The organism is Ochrobactrum sp. MYb379, assembly GCF_037479515.1.
GTDB lineage: Bacteria > Pseudomonadota > Alphaproteobacteria > Rhizobiales > Rhizobiaceae > Brucella.
Genome location: NZ_JBBGYW010000005.1, coordinates 234,946 through 251,518, shown reverse-complemented (window position 1 = coordinate 251,518; position 16,573 = coordinate 234,946). Strand labels below are relative to the sequence as shown.

Genomic DNA, 16,573 nt, shown 5'->3' with positions numbered 1-16,573 from the left:
TTCGAAAGTGATTCGCCCGTTTCGAATTACGAAGCACTGGGGGCACGTCCCGACGAAAGTCCGAAACCATCAATAAGAGCTTCGGTGGCCTCTGCCTGCGCAATCTGCTTTTGAATGTCGATAAGCCGAGCAAAAACTTCGCCTGTTTCATCCGTATCAAGCGATGCTTCGACGGCGCGCAGTTCCCTATGTAGGGTGCGCGCGCGCTGATGCAAGTGAAGCGCCTGTTTTAAAGCTTCGCGCACATCATCTTCTGCGGCCTGTGCCATCGCGGTCCATTCGCGTGTACGACGGACCATGGCTTCCAGTGTTTCAATCAGTTCACCATGACCGGCTGCGACCAGCGCCTTGCGCATGGCAAAGCCGTCCTGAACATGATCGGATGCCAAAACATCAAGCATGGCGAAATGCAGTACCCTCAAAGCGTCGTGTTCAAAATCGAGCGTCGACATCGCCTCGAAATCTTCTTCGATAAGACGTGGGTGATTAAGCAACATCAAAACGATTGCCGTTTCACGCGCTGGTGCATTGCGGCCTTTGACCATGTTCGAACGCGTCAGGCTGTCTGAAAATGCCATACGCCCACCAAAGGCAGCGCCGCCACGACCTTGCTGCTGCGGCCCACGTCCCTTGCCTTTGTCGCGATTGAACGAACTGCCACCATTGCTCTGCCGCCTTTGGCCAAAAAATGCCTGCGCTCTGTCACGCATTTCCTGGCTATAATGACGCCGAATGTCCTCATTCGCGATACGATTGGTGATTTCGCGCAACCGGGCTTCGAGCTCGGCACGACGCTCCGGCGTATCAAAAACACCTGATGCCGTTTCCCGCGTCCAGACCATATCGACCAGCGGCTTTGCATCCCGCAACACAGCATAGAACGCCGACGGACCTTCCGCCTTGACCAGATCGTCCGGGTCTTGTCCTTCCGGCAGCATTGCAAAGCGAAGTGACTTTCCCGGCTGCAAAGTCGGAAGCCCAAGATCAGCCGCACGATGCGCTGCACGCACACCTGCACCGTCACCATCAAAACACAGGATCGGCTCAGGGCTGATGCGCCACAGTAATTCAAGCTGCTCTTCGGTCAATGCAGTGCCCAGTGGAGCGACGGCCTGGTGGATGCCAGCCTGCGCAAGCGCAATCACATCCATGTAGCCTTCAACCGCGATGATTGGCTTTGCCTCTTCACCGCCCTGTGGCTGACAAGCTTTTCGCGCGCGCAAACCGTTATAAAGGATGCGGCCTTTGTGAAAGAGTTCGGTCTCTGGGGAGTTCAGATATTTCGCAGGCGCATCGGCGGAAAGCGCACGGCCACCAAAGGCAATGATACGTCCGCGCAAATCCTCAATCGGAAACATGATGCGGTCGCGGAAGCGATCATAGGAAACGGCAATGCCTTCGCCGTGCACTACAAGACCACAGGCCTCAATCTGATCTTTTGCAACGCCTTTAGACGCCAAAAACTCTTTCAACGCATTGCGTGATTCAGGCGCATAGCCAATGCGAAATGCTTGTTGAGTAGCACTCGAAAGCCCACGGTCGCGCAAATAGGCACGCGCTTTCGCACCGGCTGCAACCTGCAACTGGCCTTCAAAAAACTGCGCCGCAAGTTCCATCACATCGAATAGCGTCGCACGTTGCGCCTCGCGCTTTTCCATTTCAGGATCGCGCTCAGGCATCGGCACGCCTGCCATATCGGCAACGCGTTGTACGGCTTCAGGAAAGCTTGCACCTTCCAGTTCGGTCAAAAACTTGAAGTGATCGCCGGTAACGCCGCAACCAAAGCAATGGTAACGGCCCTTGCGATCTTCGCAGTGGAAGCTTGGCGACTTCTCGCCATGAAACGGACAACAGCCCCAGAAGTCACCTTTCGAGGTGTTGCTTTTCTTACGGTCAAAAGAAACGCGCGTTCCGATCAGCGTCGAGATCGGCACGCGATCTCTGATCTCATCAAGGAATGAAGGCGGAAAACGCATTACAAGTGTCTCTTTCGGGTCAGCAAACTCTACGGTTTAAAGACTATATAGGCTCGCGCGCACACGCAGTCCATCGCCCGCGCCAAACGCTCCCCGTTAATCACATGCTCCAAGCAGCCATTTGGACATGCTGTTTTGTCACAAAACTGTCATATAACTTTCACATGTCAGTAGCCCGGCTTGATTTTAAGGGACTTCAGGCCCATATTCTCTTAATTATATGATTAGCCGGAACATATTTTTTCTCTTTTTGTTGCGTAGACTTAACTGAAATAGTTGTTCCCCCGCCTCCAAACTGAAAGGAGTTCCCGTGAACGGTTCTCTGGTCCTTTTGCATCTTGCTGGTGCTGTTGCTCTCCTTCTTTGGGCGACACGCATGGTGCGAACGGGTGTGGAGCGTGCCTATGGTGATCGTCTGCGCCGTCGTTTGCGCAACCAGATGCAAAACCCGCTGCTCTCCATCGCCTTTGGTCTTGCGCTTGCAATCGCGCTGCAAAGCTCGACGGCTGTAACGCTTCTGGTCGGCTCCTTTGTCGGATCAGGCATTGTCGGTGGCGTCGCAGGCCTTATGGCTGTGCGCGGTGGTGAGCTTGGCTCAGCACTTGTCGTCAAAATTTTGAGCTATGATCTGACTATTCTGGTGCCGCTCTGCCTTGTATCGGGCACCGTCATTTTTATGACGACGGAACGCCGCGACTGGCGACAGATCGGGCGCATTCTGGTCGGTATCGGCCTGCTTATCATGTCTCTGGAAATGACAGGTCATGCGACTGAACCGCTCCGCCAAAGCGAGCTCCTGCCAGTCATCGTCGATTATCTTTCAAGCGATCCGGTTACAGCTTATCTTCTGGCTGCCTTGATGACATGGCTGTTTCACTCAAGCATTGCCGCCGTCATTCTGCTCACCACATTTGCTTCGCGTGGATTGATCACACCCGAACTGGCCGTGGTTATGGTGCTGGGTGTCAATCTCGGCTCGTCGATCATCGCACCAATTCTCACCCGTCAGGCACCGCCAGAAACGCGTGTCGTGCCGCTCGGCAATCTGTTGATGCGTGGCGCAGGCTCACTTGTCATGCTCATCCTGTTTGAGACATTCAAACCCTCGATTGCTTTCTTGGGTGGCGACCCCGTCTCGCAGGTGGTCAACGCGCATATTCTCTTCAACGTCATCATCATGCTCGCTGGCATTCCACTCTCAGGACTGGTTCTGCGTGCAACGGAAGCATTGGTGCATCTCAACACTGATAAAAATGCCCCAACGCAACCGCTTGAAGTCGAAGAATATAGTGCGCTGGATAACGCCGTCCTCGACCGGCCGTCACAAGCACTGGCGAATGCGACGCGTGAAGTTGTTGGTGTCTGCGACACGATTGAAGTCATGTTGCGCCGCATTATCGACCTCTATGAAAAGCCCGATCAGGCGCGCATCCACGAACTCGCGGCACTCGATGACCGCGTGGATAAGAAACATGCCGCCATCAAGCTTTATCTAACCAGGCTTGCCAGCAAAAACCTCGATGAGTTTGAAGCACTGCGCATGCAGGAATTGATGGGCGCTTGTGTGAAACTTGAACAGGTTGGCGATATCATCGTTCGCAACATGCTCGCGCATGTGCAGAAAAAAATGGATCACAATCTCGAATTTACCGAGGAAGGCTGGAAGGAACTAAGCCATTTCCACGCCATGGTGCTTGCCAATGCGCATATGGCCTTTAACGTGATTGTTTCGCGTGACGGACACACGGCACGCCAGCTCGTGCAGGAAAAGGACAATCTACGCGATCTGGAAAAACAGACGAGCATGCACCACTTCTCGCGCCTTCGCGATGGTTCAACACGCAGTATCGAGACCAGTACGATCCATCTCGATACAATCCGCGATCTTAAGCAGATCAATTCACTGCTGGCATCAATGGCCTATCCAGTCCTTGAAGAACAAGGATTGCTCGGCACCACCCGCTTGAAAACAATCAAGCAAAGTTCATAAAAAACGTTCAGAAAGGTTACCGCCTTTCTGAACGCACAAAACATAATTTTACCTGACCAATGAATGATGCGGTTGCGCTAGAAATCGATCACGACTGAAGGTGCGCTACGCTGTGCCTCGCCATGGAATACGGCCTCAATATTATTGCCATCGGGATCAAGAACAAAGGCCGCATAATAATCAGGATGATAAGGACGCTCGCCGGGGGCACCATTATCCTGTCCACCATTATCGAGTGCGGCACGATAAAAGGCATCCACGGTCGCGCGATCTTTTGCCTGAAACGCCAAGTGATGCCGCCCGGTTAAGACGCCAAGCGCCGCCGGACTGTCTGCCGAGGAGACAACAAGTTCATCGGCCCAGAAGTAACCGTCAGATGTCGCATTGATGGGAATATCCAGTACAGCCAGAACAGCCGTATAGAAATCCTCACTGGCCTTTAAGTCGCGTACGACAAGCTGAATATGGTCGATGAGCCGACCACGATGAAGTTGATTTGTTTCCATGGCCGTTCATCCCATTTTTATATGTGCAACATCACAGAAACCAACTGTTCTGAGAGCCGTGAACAACCAGAATGCTTCAAGAAGATATTTCCGGCAATATAATATGCTCGAAACACACATCATGCGCAGCAATCAAAATACATTACGCATGTCACGTTAGGGACGGCCCACTCATGGGCCATCCCAAGCGGTTTACTGAAGGAGCGTTTTCACGAGAGCGCTTGCTTTCGTGAAATCCATCTGTCCGGCATAGCGTTCTTTCAGCGCTGCCATGACCTTGCCCATATCGCGCAAACCGCTCGCGCCAATATCAGCAATGACAGCTTCACAAGCCGCTTTGGCTTCGTCATCGCTCATCTGAACCGGCAGAAAGTCACTGATAATGACAATTTCAGCGCGCTCGCCTTCCGCCAATTCAATGCGATTGCCTTCTTCATAGATGCGAGCAGACTCTTCGCGCTGCTTGACCATCTTTCCCAAAATGCCAAGCAATTCTTCGTCGCCAACGGGATCTTTTCCCGCACCGCGATTGGCAATATCGCGATCCTTGACCGCAGCCATGATCAGACGCAGTGTGGACAAGCGAAGCTTATCCTGCGCCTTCATAGCGGCGGTCATTGCATCAGAAATCTCTTGGCGCAGCATATGGTTCTCCTAAAATCTGTAAACTGTTCAATTAAACCCGCTTCTATTCTAAAAGCGGGGGCATAAGCAATCACACGCTTAAATCCAACATTTCCCGAAAAGCTTGCATTCAGGCGATTGACCCGGCGTACAAGTTTCTCTATTTCTCAAAGCTTAGCAGGACATCGGCATGTGCTCACGGCGGGAAGTTTAATCCCCGCTGCGTTTTGGCGCATATATGGCCCCGAAAACACCGGTTTTCAAGTTGCTCAGCCTTGAGTGGCTGAAACTCGGATACATGCCGCATGACTGATAAACCGCAAACGCGCGCCAGACGGCAGCGCGAAACCACGCAGGAGTGCACGCCATGACCGAAGCCCCATCGAAGACAGCACCCTGGACAATTGCCAAGCGAACCGCCGTTCTCGTGCTGGCAGACGGCACCGTCATCGAAGGTCAGGGCGTTGGCGCAACCGGCGCAATTGAAGCGGAAGTCGTCTTCAACACTGCCCTCACCGGCTATGAAGAAATCCTGACCGACCCTTCCTATGCAGGCCAGATCGTCACTTTTACCTTCCCGCATATTGGCAATGTCGGCGCAAACCCAGAAGACATTGAAGACCTGACACCAGCCAACCGTCACGGTGCTGTCGGCGCGATCTTCAAGGCAGACATTACAAACCCGTCCAATTTCCGCGCCTCAGAACACCTTGATGCATGGCTGAAGAACCGTGGCGTTATAGCATTGACGGGTATCGATACACGCGCCCTCACCTCTCTCATTCGCGAGCGGGGAGCGCAGAACGCTGTCATCGCGCACGACCCGGAAGGCAAGTTCGACATTGATGCCCTGAAAGCGCGTGCTGCTAACTGGAGCGGTCTTGAAAATCTCGATCTTGCGAAAGATGTCACCATTGGCCAGAGCCAGACTTGGGACCAAACCCCATGGACCCTCGAAGATAGCTTTGGCGCACAGACCGATGCGCAATATCACGTTGTCGCACTTGATTTTGGCGTGAAGCGTAACATTCTGCGTCTGCTTTCAGGCCTCGGCGCAAAAGTTACCGTCCTGCCTGCAACGGCCACGGCAGAAGACGTGCTGGCCTATAACCCAGATGGTATTTTCTTGTCGAACGGTCCTGGCGATCCGGCTGCGACAGGTGCATATGCCGTGCCAACAATTCAGAAGCTGGTTGATAGCGAATTACCTGTTTTCGGTATCTGCCTCGGCCACCAGATGCTTGCTTTGGCACTCGGTGCAAAGACCGAAAAGATGCATCAGGGCCATCATGGCGCAAACCATCCGGTCAAGGATTACACCACCGGCAAGGTTGAAATCGTCTCCATGAACCATGGCTTTGCGGTTGATTCCGACAGCCTGCCTGAACATGTCGAAGAAACCCATGTGTCGCTTTTTGATGGCACCAATTGCGGCCTTCGCGTTATTGGTAAACCTGTCTTCTCCGTGCAGCACCACCCAGAAGCTTCGCCCGGCCCACAGGACAGCCACTATCTGTTCCGCCGGTTCATCAATCTGATCCGCGAAAACAAGGGCGAAGCCCTTCTGCCTGAACGCGAAGAAGCTGCATAAAGCTAGAAACAAAAAAGCCGGGATAAAATCCCGGCTTTTTCTTTGTCCATATTTATTAGCGATCAAATATCCCCGCTGAATGTATCGCAGGAATCGATCTTTCCGCTGTCAAACCCACGCTGGAACCATTTAGCGCGTTGCGCCGACGTGCCATGATTGAAGCTCTCCGGCACCACATAACCCTGAGAGCGCTTTTGCAGCGTATCATCACCAATCTGATGCGCGGCATTGATCGCTTCTTCAAGATCGCCAGCTTCCAGAATGCCCTTCTGGTCAGTGTAATAACCCCAGACACCCGCAAAGCAGTCTGCCTGCAGCTCAACACGCACCGACATCTGATTGGCCTGCGCCTCGTTCATCTGCTGACGCATCTGATTAAAGCGCGGCAGGATCCCAAGCAGGTTTTGCACATGGTGTCCGACTTCATGCGCAATCACGTAAGCATTGGCGAAGTCACCCGATGCGCCAAACTTGGTTGCAAGCTCATTGAAGAATGCCAGGTCAATATAAAGCTTTTTATCGCCGGGGCAGTAGAATGGTCCTGAAGCAGACGATGCCATGCCACAAGCAGAACGCACACCGTCAGAGAAAATAACCATTGTCGGCGGAGCATAGGTTTGTCCACGCGACTGAAAAATGCCGCTCCAAGTATCTTCGGTTTCCGCCAGAATAGTGCGTGCGAACTGCGTCGCCTCGTCATTGGCAACCTTGCCACCAGTGCTTTGCTGCGAAGTCTGGGTCGGGTTGATGCTGCCGTCACCAAACAGGAACGGCATTGGATCAATACCAAAAGCACGCAGCGCAAAGAACATCACAACCAGAATGAGAATACCGGAAATACCGCCGCCGCGCATGATGCGAAAACCGGGGCCACCGCCCATGCCGCCGCCGCGAAAGCCTCCGCCTCCGCTCTGTTGTCCACGAACGTCTTCGACATTATCGCTTTGTCTACGGCCTTGCCAACGCATGGACCAACTCCCCTTCACCGTGCCACCTGTGAACAGCGGCACCAAACTAACGCTTACAATTGTCGCACAAACAGTTGGTACAGCAACATAAAAAGTAAATGCGCATGAATCACAAACAAAGACGCATCTGCAACAAATGCGTCTACAAACCGGTATTACAACCAAGCTTGCCCATAAGTTTTGGTGAATGCCCGCATTTTCTTTGAAATAAGGGCATTTGTGGGGTTCCGCTTTGGCTCATCATTGCCTATAAGGCCCACTTAGCCCAAAGAATATACTTCTGCCAACCCGCCGGAAATCCGTGCGGGCTTTTCTGGCAGGCTAAAACCGAAGATAGGATGCCCCCATGCCGAAACGTACAGATATCAAGTCAATCCTGATCATCGGCGCGGGCCCAATTGTCATCGGTCAGGCTTGTGAGTTCGATTACTCCGGCACGCAGGCTTGTAAGGCGCTGAAAGAGGAAGGCTATCGCATCATCCTCGTCAACTCCAATCCGGCCACAATCATGACCGACCCGGATCTGGCAGATGCGACATACATCGAGCCGATTACACCTGAAGTCGTTGCTAAGATCATTGCCAAGGAACGCCCTGACGCGCTGCTGCCAACAATGGGCGGACAGACCGCTCTTAACACTGCATTGTCGCTCCGCCGCATGGGCGTTCTTGAGCGTTACAATGTTGAAATGATTGGTGCACACGCAGAAGCCATCGACAAAGCAGAAGACCGCGCGCTTTTCCGCGAAGCCATGGAAAAGATTGGTCTTGATACGCCGAATTCCATGCTGGCCAATGCCACCGAAATTAAAGACGAAGACCGCAAGCGTCACGAAGCCAAGCGCAACGAAGTAAAGTCGCAACACACGGGCGACGACCTCGACAAGGCGCTCGACAAGCTCGAAACCGAATGGCAGCTCGGCGAAGTCGAACGCAAGCAGCGCTATATGAGCCATGCGCTTGCCAAGGCTGCACAGGCGATGGATTTCGTTGGTCTTCCAGCAATCATCCGCCCAAGCTTTACGCTTGGGGGCACCGGCGGCGGCATTGCCTATAACCGTCAGGAATTCTTCGAGATCATCGAGCGTGGTCTTGATGCGTCGCCAACCACCGAAGTGCTGATCGAAGAATCGGTTCTTGGCTGGAAAGAATATGAAATGGAAGTGGTCCGCGACAAAGCGGATAACTGCATTATCATATGCTCGATCGAAAACCTCGATCCAATGGGCGTTCACACAGGCGACAGTATTACAGTAGCCCCAGCGCTTACGCTCACCGACAAAGAATACCAGATCATGCGTAACGCTTCGATTGCAGTATTGCGCGAGATCGGCGTTGAAACCGGCGGCTCAAACGTTCAGTTCGCGATCAACCCGGCGAATGGCCGTATGATCGTAATCGAAATGAACCCGCGTGTATCGCGTTCGTCGGCTCTTGCGTCGAAGGCAACCGGCTTCCCGATTGCCAAGGTCGCAGCCAAGCTTGCAGTCGGCTACACACTGGATGAACTCGACAACGACATCACCGGCGGCGCAACACCTGCATCGTTCGAACCATCGATTGACTATGTCGTCACCAAAATCCCTCGCTTTGCCTTTGAAAAATTCCCCGGCTCTTCACCAATCCTGACCACCGCTATGAAGTCGGTCGGCGAAGTGATGGCCATTGGCCGTACTTTTCAGGAAAGCTTGCAGAAAGCACTGCGTGGTCTTGAAACCGGCCTCACCGGTCTTGATGAAATCGCCATTCCGAACATTGAAGAAGGCGACGAAAAGAACGCGATCCGTGCGGCCATCGGCACACCAACGCCAGACCGTCTGCGTATGGTTGCACAGGCAATGCGCCTTGGCCTGACCACCGAACAGATTCACGACGTATCGAAGATCGATCCTTGGTTCCTTGAACAGATGGAAGAGATCGTTCTGACGGAAGCCCGCGTCCGTGAACATGGTCTGCCAAAAGATGCAGAAAATCTGCGTATGCTTAAAGCCATGGGCTTCTCTGATGCGCGCCTTGCAAGCCTGATCGGCAAGGATGCCGAAGATGTTGCAAAGCTGCGTAACGAGCTGGATGTGCATCCGGTTTACAAGCGCATCGACACTTGCGCGGCAGAGTTTGCATCGCCAACGGCCTACATGTACTCGACTTATGAAACGCCTTTCGTTGGTCAGCCGCGTTCGGAAGCAGAAGTTTCGGATCGCAAAAAGGTTGTCATTCTCGGCGGCGGTCCAAACCGTATCGGTCAGGGCATCGAATTCGATTACTGCTGCTGCCATGCAGCTTTCGCACTCAATGATGCCGATTATGAAGCCATCATGATCAACTGTAATCCGGAAACAGTTTCCACGGATTATGACACATCAGATCGTCTCTACTTTGAGCCACTGACTGCCGAAGACGTGCTGGAAATCCTGCGCGTTGAGCAGGAAAAAGGAACATTGCACGGCGTCATCGTCCAGTTCGGCGGTCAGACACCGTTGAAACTTGCGACGGCACTCGAAAAGGCTGGTATTCCGATCCTGGGTACCTCGCCAGATGCAATTGATCTTGCAGAAGATCGCGACCGTTTCCAGAAGCTGCTGATCAAGCTCGGCCTAAACCAGCCAAAGAACGGCATTGCCTATTCGGTTGAACAGGCTCGCCTGATTGTTGCTGACCTCGGCTTCCCGCTGGTTGTGCGTCCGTCTTATGTTCTGGGTGGTCGAGCTATGCAGATCATTCATGATGAGCGCGGCTTGCAGACCTATCTGCTCGACACTGTTCCTGAACTGGTGCCAGAAGACATCAAGGCGAAGTATCCAAACGATAAGACCGGCCAGATCAACACGCTTCTCGGCAAAAACCCGCTTCTGTTCGATACCTATCTAACACAGGCCATCGAAGTGGACGTCGATTGCCTTTGCGATGGCAAAGACAGCTATGTGTCCGGCATCATGGAGCATATCGAAGAAGCTGGCATTCACTCCGGCGACAGTGCCTGCTCGCTGCCAGTGCACACGCTTTCGCCGACAATCGTTGCCGAACTTGAACGCCAGACAGCATTGCTTGCAAAGGCGCTTAATGTCGGTGGCTTGATGAACGTGCAGTTCGCCATCAAAGATGATGAAATCTTCATTCTTGAAGTCAACCCACGCGCATCGCGTACCGTTCCATTCGTCGCAAAAACCGTTGGTACACCAATTGCCAAGGTTGCAGCCCGCATCATGGCTGGCGAAAGCCTTGAAGAAGCGATTAATGCCTATGGTGGCAAGCCACAGCCAAATGCGCGCCCGCACATCGCGGTTAAGGAAGCCGTATTCCCGTTTGCACGCTTCCCCGGCGTCGACACGTTGCTCGGACCGGAAATGCGCTCGACCGGCGAAGTCATGGGCCTCGACTACGACTATGCACTGGCTTTCGCCAAGGCGCAGCTTGGCGCAGGCGTAGAGCTTCCGCGTGAAGGCACGGTATTTGTCTCGGTTCGTGACGAAGACAAGGAACGCGTACTCGGTCCAGTCCGCAAGCTGGCAAGCATTGGTTTCAAGGTCATGGCGACTGGTGGAACACAGCAATTCCTCGAAGCCAATGGCGTGGAAGCAGTTAAGATCAACAAGGTGATCGAAGGTCGTCCGCATGTTGAAGATGCGATCCGCAATCGTCAGATCCACCTGGTCTTCAACACGACCGACAGTGCGAGCGCTGTTTCGGATAGCAAGTCGATCCGTCGTGCAACACTGATGCAGAAACTGCCTTACTACACCACCATGGCGGGTGCAGAAGCTGCGGCAGAAGCCATTGCAGCACTCAAGGCTGGTTCAATGGAAGTTCGTCCGCTTCAGGATTACTTCCGCGCATAAGCTGTATATGAGCAATTAACAAAGGCCGCAGATGAAAATCTGCGGCCTTTTTATTTTTAAGCTCTTACTTAGGATTGATGCGGCAAGCGCAGTGGCGTGGCGTTCAAGTCGATCTCAAGATGAAGCTTGGTCGGAAACAAGCCGTTATGGCCTAATCCCTTACCGATATGGATTACGGACGCAGCTTTCAGCGGCCCTTCCAGAATGGTATAGGCACGCTTTCGCGCATCTTCATCCATCCCATCCAGCGTCCCATCAATCACAATCCAGCTCGGATTTTGCAGCACCAACCGCGCCAGTGCTAGGCTTTGTTGCTCGTCAGCTGTTAGCGTCCGGTCCCAGCGCACAACACGGTCAATTTGCGGCACAAGTCGCTCAAGCCCGGCTAGTCTCAAAACTTCAGCGACCTGATTTTTTGAAAAGTCGGTAGCGTTGAGTGGATAGACAACCGCATCATGCAGATTACCGGGCGGGATATACGGCGCATGGGGAATGAACACCACGCGGTCGCCCGCAGGCAATCCAATCCGCCCACTGCCCCATGGCCATAACCCACCGAGTGCACGGAAAAGCATACTGCGCTCAGATTCTGTGGCACCCGTTACGAGTAGACGCTCACCGGGATTAATGACCACATTTTTCTCAACCAGATTGAGACAACCGTCCGGCGCTGCAATCGACAGATTGTCAATCGTCAATTGCTCCTCCGTATTGGTCTCAACGGTAATTTGTCGATCAAGATGGCCAATTTCATCCATACGCAAAATCGCCTGCCGGAAGCTCGCGACACGCAGCAGCGTTGCACGCCAATCGGCAATCGCACCAAAATTATCGACAAACCAGCGCAGCGAATTATGCACCTGCGTGAAAGCACCGACCGCCATCATCAGACCGCCAAATGTCAGACCACCGGAGAAATAAACCGGGGCTGCGACGAGAATGGGCGCAACGATGGTAAACCAGCCATAGCCTGCCGTAACCCATGTGAGATTTGTGGTCGCAATGACGATGCGTTTGATAGCAAGCAGCACCGCATCAAGATCACGGTCCAGTCTGCGACGCTCATCGGCCTCACCACGCGCCAGCGTCACCGCGTCAATATGCTCGTTCACGCGCATTAGCGAAAAACGAAAATCGGCCTCTCGCGCATAGCGATCTGCATTGTGATTGACAAGGCTACGCCCCACAAACCAGGATAGCAGCGAAGCGGAGCCTGCGTAAAACACAGCCGCCCAAACCATGTAACCGGGAATAGAAAAACTATAGCCCCAGACATGGAAGACAAAGCCGCTCGAAAGCGACCACAGCACACCGACGAAGCTTACAAGAATGACCGTCGATTGCAGCAGGTTGATGCCGAGGTCGCTGGTTGTTTCCGCAAGGTGCCGCGCATCTTCCTGCAAGCGCTGATCGGGATTGATACCAATTTCGCCCGCTTTCGCCAGACGAAACGCCCGCCCCGGCTGCAACCATTGACCAACGAGATCGCGTGCCAGCCCATCACGCAATTTCAGCTTGAACATTTGGTTCAGCCAAGTCTGCGACACATTGAGAATGAGAACCGTGCCTGCAATGGCAAAAAAGATCAGCAACTGGTGGAAGAAAGCACTCAGATTACGATCGGACAACGCATTGTAAAAAGGCACATTCCAGCGATTGATAGCGACCTGCCCAACTGCAATCAGAACGATCAGCGCAAATATGCCGGTTCCCAGAGCAATAAGCTGATTACGCACCGGTGACACCCAGAATGCGCTCATCATCATGCGCGACTGCGAGAAAAGATCGTTACCGTCCGACAGCACTTCACCTTGCGGCTTCGTGAGAAGACGATCAGCGCCTTGCGGCTCATCCTGCTTAACTTCGGATACCAAGTCTTTCCTCATCGTATGTACGATTTCACGTTACCGCTATTACTGGCGAAATATAGTGACCAAAACCAGACGGAACCCCGTCGTTTTCAACAGCTCGCGCGTTCTTGAGCGCAGATATCATGTAACTTTCATGCGAGGGCAATCGGGAAGCTCTAAAACCTTCGGAAAATCGCATTACCGCCAAAACTCTCTTCATAGACGTCCCTCCTAATTGGGCCGACGACATGAGAAAAACTATTACGAAAATAGGCCGCCAGAGAGTGCAAAGCCTATCTTGTGTTGGTCAAATTTGTCGCATATAGTTTCTCTATCGATTTTTCGGTCAAGTGACTTTGCGACCCGCCCGGCCTGCCGTGCTTCCTGACGATCTCCTGTCCATAATTTCGATCCACAGGGACGTGTGCGAAGCATACGGACTATCGACTACTAATGTTACAAAGGAATTTCCCATGGCTACGGGAACAGTTAAGTGGTTTAACACAACCAAGGGCTTCGGCTTCATTCAGCCTGATCAGGGCAACACAGACATTTTCGTTCACATCTCTGCCGTTCAGCGCGCTGGTCTGACCACGCTTGATGAAGGTCAGAAGGTTTCGTTCGAAATCGTAGAAGACCGTCGTTCGGGCCGCTCGTCTGCTGACAACCTCGTCGCAGCTTAAGTTTCGCCGAATAGGCTAAAGCATGTCTCCCAAAAGTGGTAATCGGTTTTGAGATCAAGACATGCGTTTAAATAAATGAAGGCGGGGTAATACCCCGCCTTTTCTTTGTCCCGAGCATGTCACGAAAAAGTGGGAACCGCCTTCGCGGGAAAATCAGTCCACCGGACTGATTTCTGATCCCGCTTCGATCCGACAACGCCATGGGTTATAAAACATTGCTCACGGCAACCAATCCATGGTCACATGTCCCTCGTCAGCAGCAACGCGCGCAAGCCATGCCTGAACAGCCGGATATTGGTCCATATTAAAGCCACCGCGATGGGCCTCATGCGTATAAGCATAAAGCGCAATATCCGCGATGCTTAACGCATCCCCTGCCAGAAATGGCGTTTTCTTGAGCTGCGTTTCCATCACGCTGAGCGCCTTGTCGCCACCCTCAAGCGTAGATGCCAATCGTTCAGGCGTCGCATCACTTGCGCGCTCTGGATAAACCATCAAAGCACGACGCACCGCAACATATGGCTCATGGCTATATTGCTCGAAGAACAGCCACTGATAGACAAGTGCTCGCTCGTAAGCATCTTTGGGCAGATAGGCTGTGCCTTCTGCGAGATGGAGAAGAATAGCATTTGATTCGGCTATGAACCGCCCGTCTTCGAGTTCGAGCAACGGAACCTTGCCGTTTGGATTTTTGGCCAGATATTCCGGCGTTCGGGTTGAACCATCAAGCGCCGAAACAGTGACGTGCTTAAACGGCTTGCCGATTTTCGCAAGCAAAAGCCGTGGCTTATAACAATTTCCAGAATCTGGCTGTGAGTAGATCGTGAGCATCTGCTTCTCCTGTACCGCTATAACATGTCGATCCGGCTACACCCTGTCCAATCAGTTTCGTTGAACGAATATGCGCGGATCACTGATGGATCAGAACTTTTAAGCAACACAATTGCGCGAGACCACGGAATTTGTTGCGAAACTGCAAAGCTTTTGTTGCGATTCGTGCGCCAATGCGACATAGAAAGCCCGCAAGACCGGACCACGCCCGGTGCCGGTTATCTGATCCTGCCATCTATGGAGATCTATCATGGCATTTCTCGCCGACGCCCTTTCTCGTGTAAAACCATCTGCGACCATCGCGGTCAGCCAGAAAGCACGTGAACTGAAAGCCAAGGGCAAGGACGTGATTGGTCTCGGAGCGGGTGAACCCGATTTCGATACACCAGACAATATCAAGCAGGCTGCTATCGACGCGATCAATCGCGGCGAAACAAAGTATACCCCAGTTGCTGGCATTCCTGAGCTGCGTCAGGCCATCGTTGCTAAGTTCAAGCGCGAAAACGGTCTCGATTATAAGCCAGAACAGGTCATCGTCGGCACAGGCGGCAAGCAGATCCTGTTCAATGCCTTCATGGCAACCCTGAACCCAGGCGATGAAGTGATCGTCCCTGCACCATACTGGGTAAGCTATCCAGAAATGGTTGCGATCAACGGCGGCACGCCGGTTTTCGTTAACACGAAGATCGAAGACAACTTCAAGCTGACCGCTGCGGATCTCGAAAACGCGATTACACCAAAGACCAAGTGGCTGATCTTCAACTCGCCATCGAACCCAACCGGCTCGGCATACACAGAATCCGAACTGAAGGCACTGACCGACGTTCTCGTGCGTCATCCGCAGGTCTGGATTCTCACCGACGACATGTATGAACATCTCGTTTATGGCGATTTCGTCTTCACGACGCCGGCACAGGTTGAGCCTTCGCTTTATGACCGCACGCTCACCATGAACGGCGTTTCAAAAGCCTATGCGATGACCGGCTGGCGTATTGGTTACGCAGCAGGTCCGCTGCAACTCATCAAGGCTATGGACATGGTGCAGGGTCAACAGACCTCCGGCGCTTGCTCCATCGCTCAGTGGGCGGCTGTTGAAGCATTGAACGGCACGCAGGACTTTATTCCGAAGAACAAGGAAATCTTCCAGGCACGTCGCGATCTGGTCGTATCCATGCTCAATCAGGCAACCGGCATTCATTGCCCGACACCTGAAGGCGCGTTCTACGTCTATCCGTCATGCGCTGGACTGATCGGCAAGAAGACAGAAGCTGGCAAGGTGATTGAGTCTGACGAAGACTTCGTAACCGAACTGCTTGAAGCAGAAGGCGTTGCCGTTGTTCACGGTTCGGCTTTCGGCCTCGGACCAAACTTCCGCATTTCCTATGCGACTTCGGACGAACTGCTTGAAGAAGCCTGCTCACGCATTCAGCGCTTCTGCGCAAGTCTGCGTTAAACACTTCTATATAGATTGACGAAGGGGCCGAAAGGCCCCTTTTTCGTCTCTGCATTTCTCGTAAAATCATATGCCCCGGCGTAAAGCCAAAAAAAAAGCCAGACAAATGTCTGGCTTTGAGTTTTGAAGGTGCCATTGAGGCAAACCTCCAGAGGGGAACACTCAGCGCGCGCAAATGGGAGGAGGAAACGCAGCGCTGAGATGACTCTTATATGCCTTGTGATTATTGTTTTTGCAACTCAACTTTAGCACAATGCAGCCATGCA

11 protein-coding genes and 1 pseudogene are annotated in these 16,573 nt (G+C 52.9%); 6 read left to right on the top strand and 6 right to left on the bottom strand.

Annotated features, from left to right (window positions below; genetic code table 11):
- Window positions 1–26 precede the first annotated feature (26 nt).
- Window positions 27–1,976 carry a DNA primase gene (gene dnaG, locus WH356_RS13510; RefSeq protein ID WP_339511603.1) on the bottom strand — a complete coding sequence of 650 codons (1,950 nt, stop codon included), beginning with the start codon at window positions 1,974–1,976 and terminating at the stop codon, window positions 27–29.
- Between the two features lie 310 nt (window positions 1,977–2,286).
- Here dnaG and WH356_RS13505 point away from each other — a divergent pair, with 310 nt between their 5' ends.
- Entirely contained in the window at window positions 2,287–3,966 is a 1,680-nt protein-coding gene (locus WH356_RS13505) for a Na/Pi cotransporter family protein (protein WP_339511601.1), read from the top strand.
- A 77-nt stretch (window positions 3,967–4,043) separates the two neighbouring features.
- On the opposite strand, the gene WH356_RS13500 is transcribed toward WH356_RS13505, so the two are convergent.
- Both WH356_RS13500 and WH356_RS13495 read right to left on the bottom strand, forming a co-directional pair.
- A complete protein-coding gene (locus tag WH356_RS13500) occupies window positions 4,044–4,472 on the bottom strand; it encodes a VOC family protein (protein WP_339511599.1) in 429 nt (142 codons plus the stop codon).
- A gap of 192 nt (window positions 4,473–4,664) precedes the next feature.
- A complete protein-coding gene (locus WH356_RS13495; RefSeq protein ID WP_339511597.1) occupies window positions 4,665–5,117 on the bottom strand; it encodes a GatB/YqeY domain-containing protein in 453 nt (150 codons plus the stop codon).
- A gap of 346 nt (window positions 5,118–5,463) precedes the next feature.
- Between WH356_RS13495 and carA the strand changes: the two genes are divergently transcribed.
- Window positions 5,464–6,687 carry a glutamine-hydrolyzing carbamoyl-phosphate synthase small subunit gene (carA, locus tag WH356_RS13490; RefSeq protein WP_339511595.1) on the top strand — a complete coding sequence of 408 codons (1,224 nt, stop codon included), beginning with the start codon at window positions 5,464–5,466 and terminating at the stop codon, window positions 6,685–6,687.
- 62 nt (window positions 6,688–6,749) lie between these two features.
- Here carA and ypfJ read toward each other — a convergent pair whose 3' ends face one another.
- A complete protein-coding gene (gene ypfJ, locus WH356_RS13485) occupies window positions 6,750–7,655 on the bottom strand; it encodes a KPN_02809 family neutral zinc metallopeptidase (protein WP_339511593.1) in 906 nt (301 codons plus the stop codon).
- A 346-nt stretch (window positions 7,656–8,001) separates the two neighbouring features.
- Here ypfJ and carB point away from each other — a divergent pair, with 346 nt between their 5' ends.
- A complete protein-coding gene (carB, locus tag WH356_RS13480) occupies window positions 8,002–11,490 on the top strand; it encodes a carbamoyl-phosphate synthase large subunit (RefSeq protein WP_339511591.1) in 3,489 nt (1,162 codons plus the stop codon).
- 68 nt (window positions 11,491–11,558) lie between these two features.
- On the opposite strand, the gene WH356_RS13475 is transcribed toward carB, so the two are convergent.
- Complete coding sequence (locus WH356_RS13475; RefSeq protein WP_445253671.1) at window positions 11,559–13,295, bottom strand: ABC transporter ATP-binding protein/permease; 1,737 nt, start codon at window positions 13,293–13,295, stop codon at window positions 11,559–11,561.
- Between the two features lie 518 nt (window positions 13,296–13,813).
- On the opposite strand from WH356_RS13475, the gene WH356_RS13470 reads away from it, so the two are divergent.
- Entirely contained in the window at window positions 13,814–14,023 is a 210-nt protein-coding gene (locus WH356_RS13470; protein ID WP_339511587.1) for a cold-shock protein, read from the top strand.
- 219 nt (window positions 14,024–14,242) lie between these two features.
- Here WH356_RS13470 and WH356_RS13465 read toward each other — a convergent pair whose 3' ends face one another.
- Window positions 14,243–14,854 carry a glutathione S-transferase family protein gene (locus WH356_RS13465; protein WP_339511585.1) on the bottom strand — a complete coding sequence of 204 codons (612 nt, stop codon included), beginning with the start codon at window positions 14,852–14,854 and terminating at the stop codon, window positions 14,243–14,245.
- 250 nt (window positions 14,855–15,104) lie between these two features.
- Here WH356_RS13465 and WH356_RS13460 point away from each other — a divergent pair, with 250 nt between their 5' ends.
- Together WH356_RS13460 and WH356_RS13455 are read left to right on the top strand one after the other, a co-directional pair.
- Window positions 15,105–16,307, top strand: a complete 1,203-nt coding sequence (locus WH356_RS13460; protein WP_339511583.1) for a pyridoxal phosphate-dependent aminotransferase — start codon at window positions 15,105–15,107, stop codon at window positions 16,305–16,307.
- 15 nt (window positions 16,308–16,322) lie between these two features.
- Window positions 16,323–16,512, top strand: a pseudogene (locus WH356_RS13455) (hypothetical protein).
- The last annotated feature ends 61 nt before the right edge of the window (window positions 16,513–16,573 follow it).

Bases quoted from the DNA above. Each gene is read 5' to 3' on its own strand.
- carB (WP_339511591.1), top strand. From the start codon at position 8,002: ATGCCGAAACGTACAGATATCAAGTCAATCCTGATCATCGGCGCGGGC.
- ypfJ (WP_339511593.1), bottom strand. From the start codon at position 7,655: ATGCGTTGGCAAGGCCGTAGACAAAGCGATAATGTCGAAGACGTTCGT.
- WH356_RS13465 (WP_339511585.1), bottom strand. From the start codon at position 14,854: ATGCTCACGATCTACTCACAGCCAGATTCTGGAAATTGTTATAAGCCA.
- WH356_RS13495 (WP_339511597.1), bottom strand. From the start codon at position 5,117: ATGCTGCGCCAAGAGATTTCTGATGCAATGACCGCCGCTATGAAGGCG.
- WH356_RS13500 (WP_339511599.1), bottom strand. From the start codon at position 4,472: ATGGAAACAAATCAACTTCATCGTGGTCGGCTCATCGACCATATTCAG.
- dnaG (WP_339511603.1), bottom strand. From the start codon at position 1,976: ATGCGTTTTCCGCCTTCATTCCTTGATGAGATCAGAGATCGCGTGCCG.
- WH356_RS13460 (WP_339511583.1), top strand. From the start codon at position 15,105: ATGGCATTTCTCGCCGACGCCCTTTCTCGTGTAAAACCATCTGCGACC.
- carA (WP_339511595.1), top strand. From the start codon at position 5,464: ATGACCGAAGCCCCATCGAAGACAGCACCCTGGACAATTGCCAAGCGA.
- WH356_RS13470 (WP_339511587.1), top strand. From the start codon at position 13,814: ATGGCTACGGGAACAGTTAAGTGGTTTAACACAACCAAGGGCTTCGGC.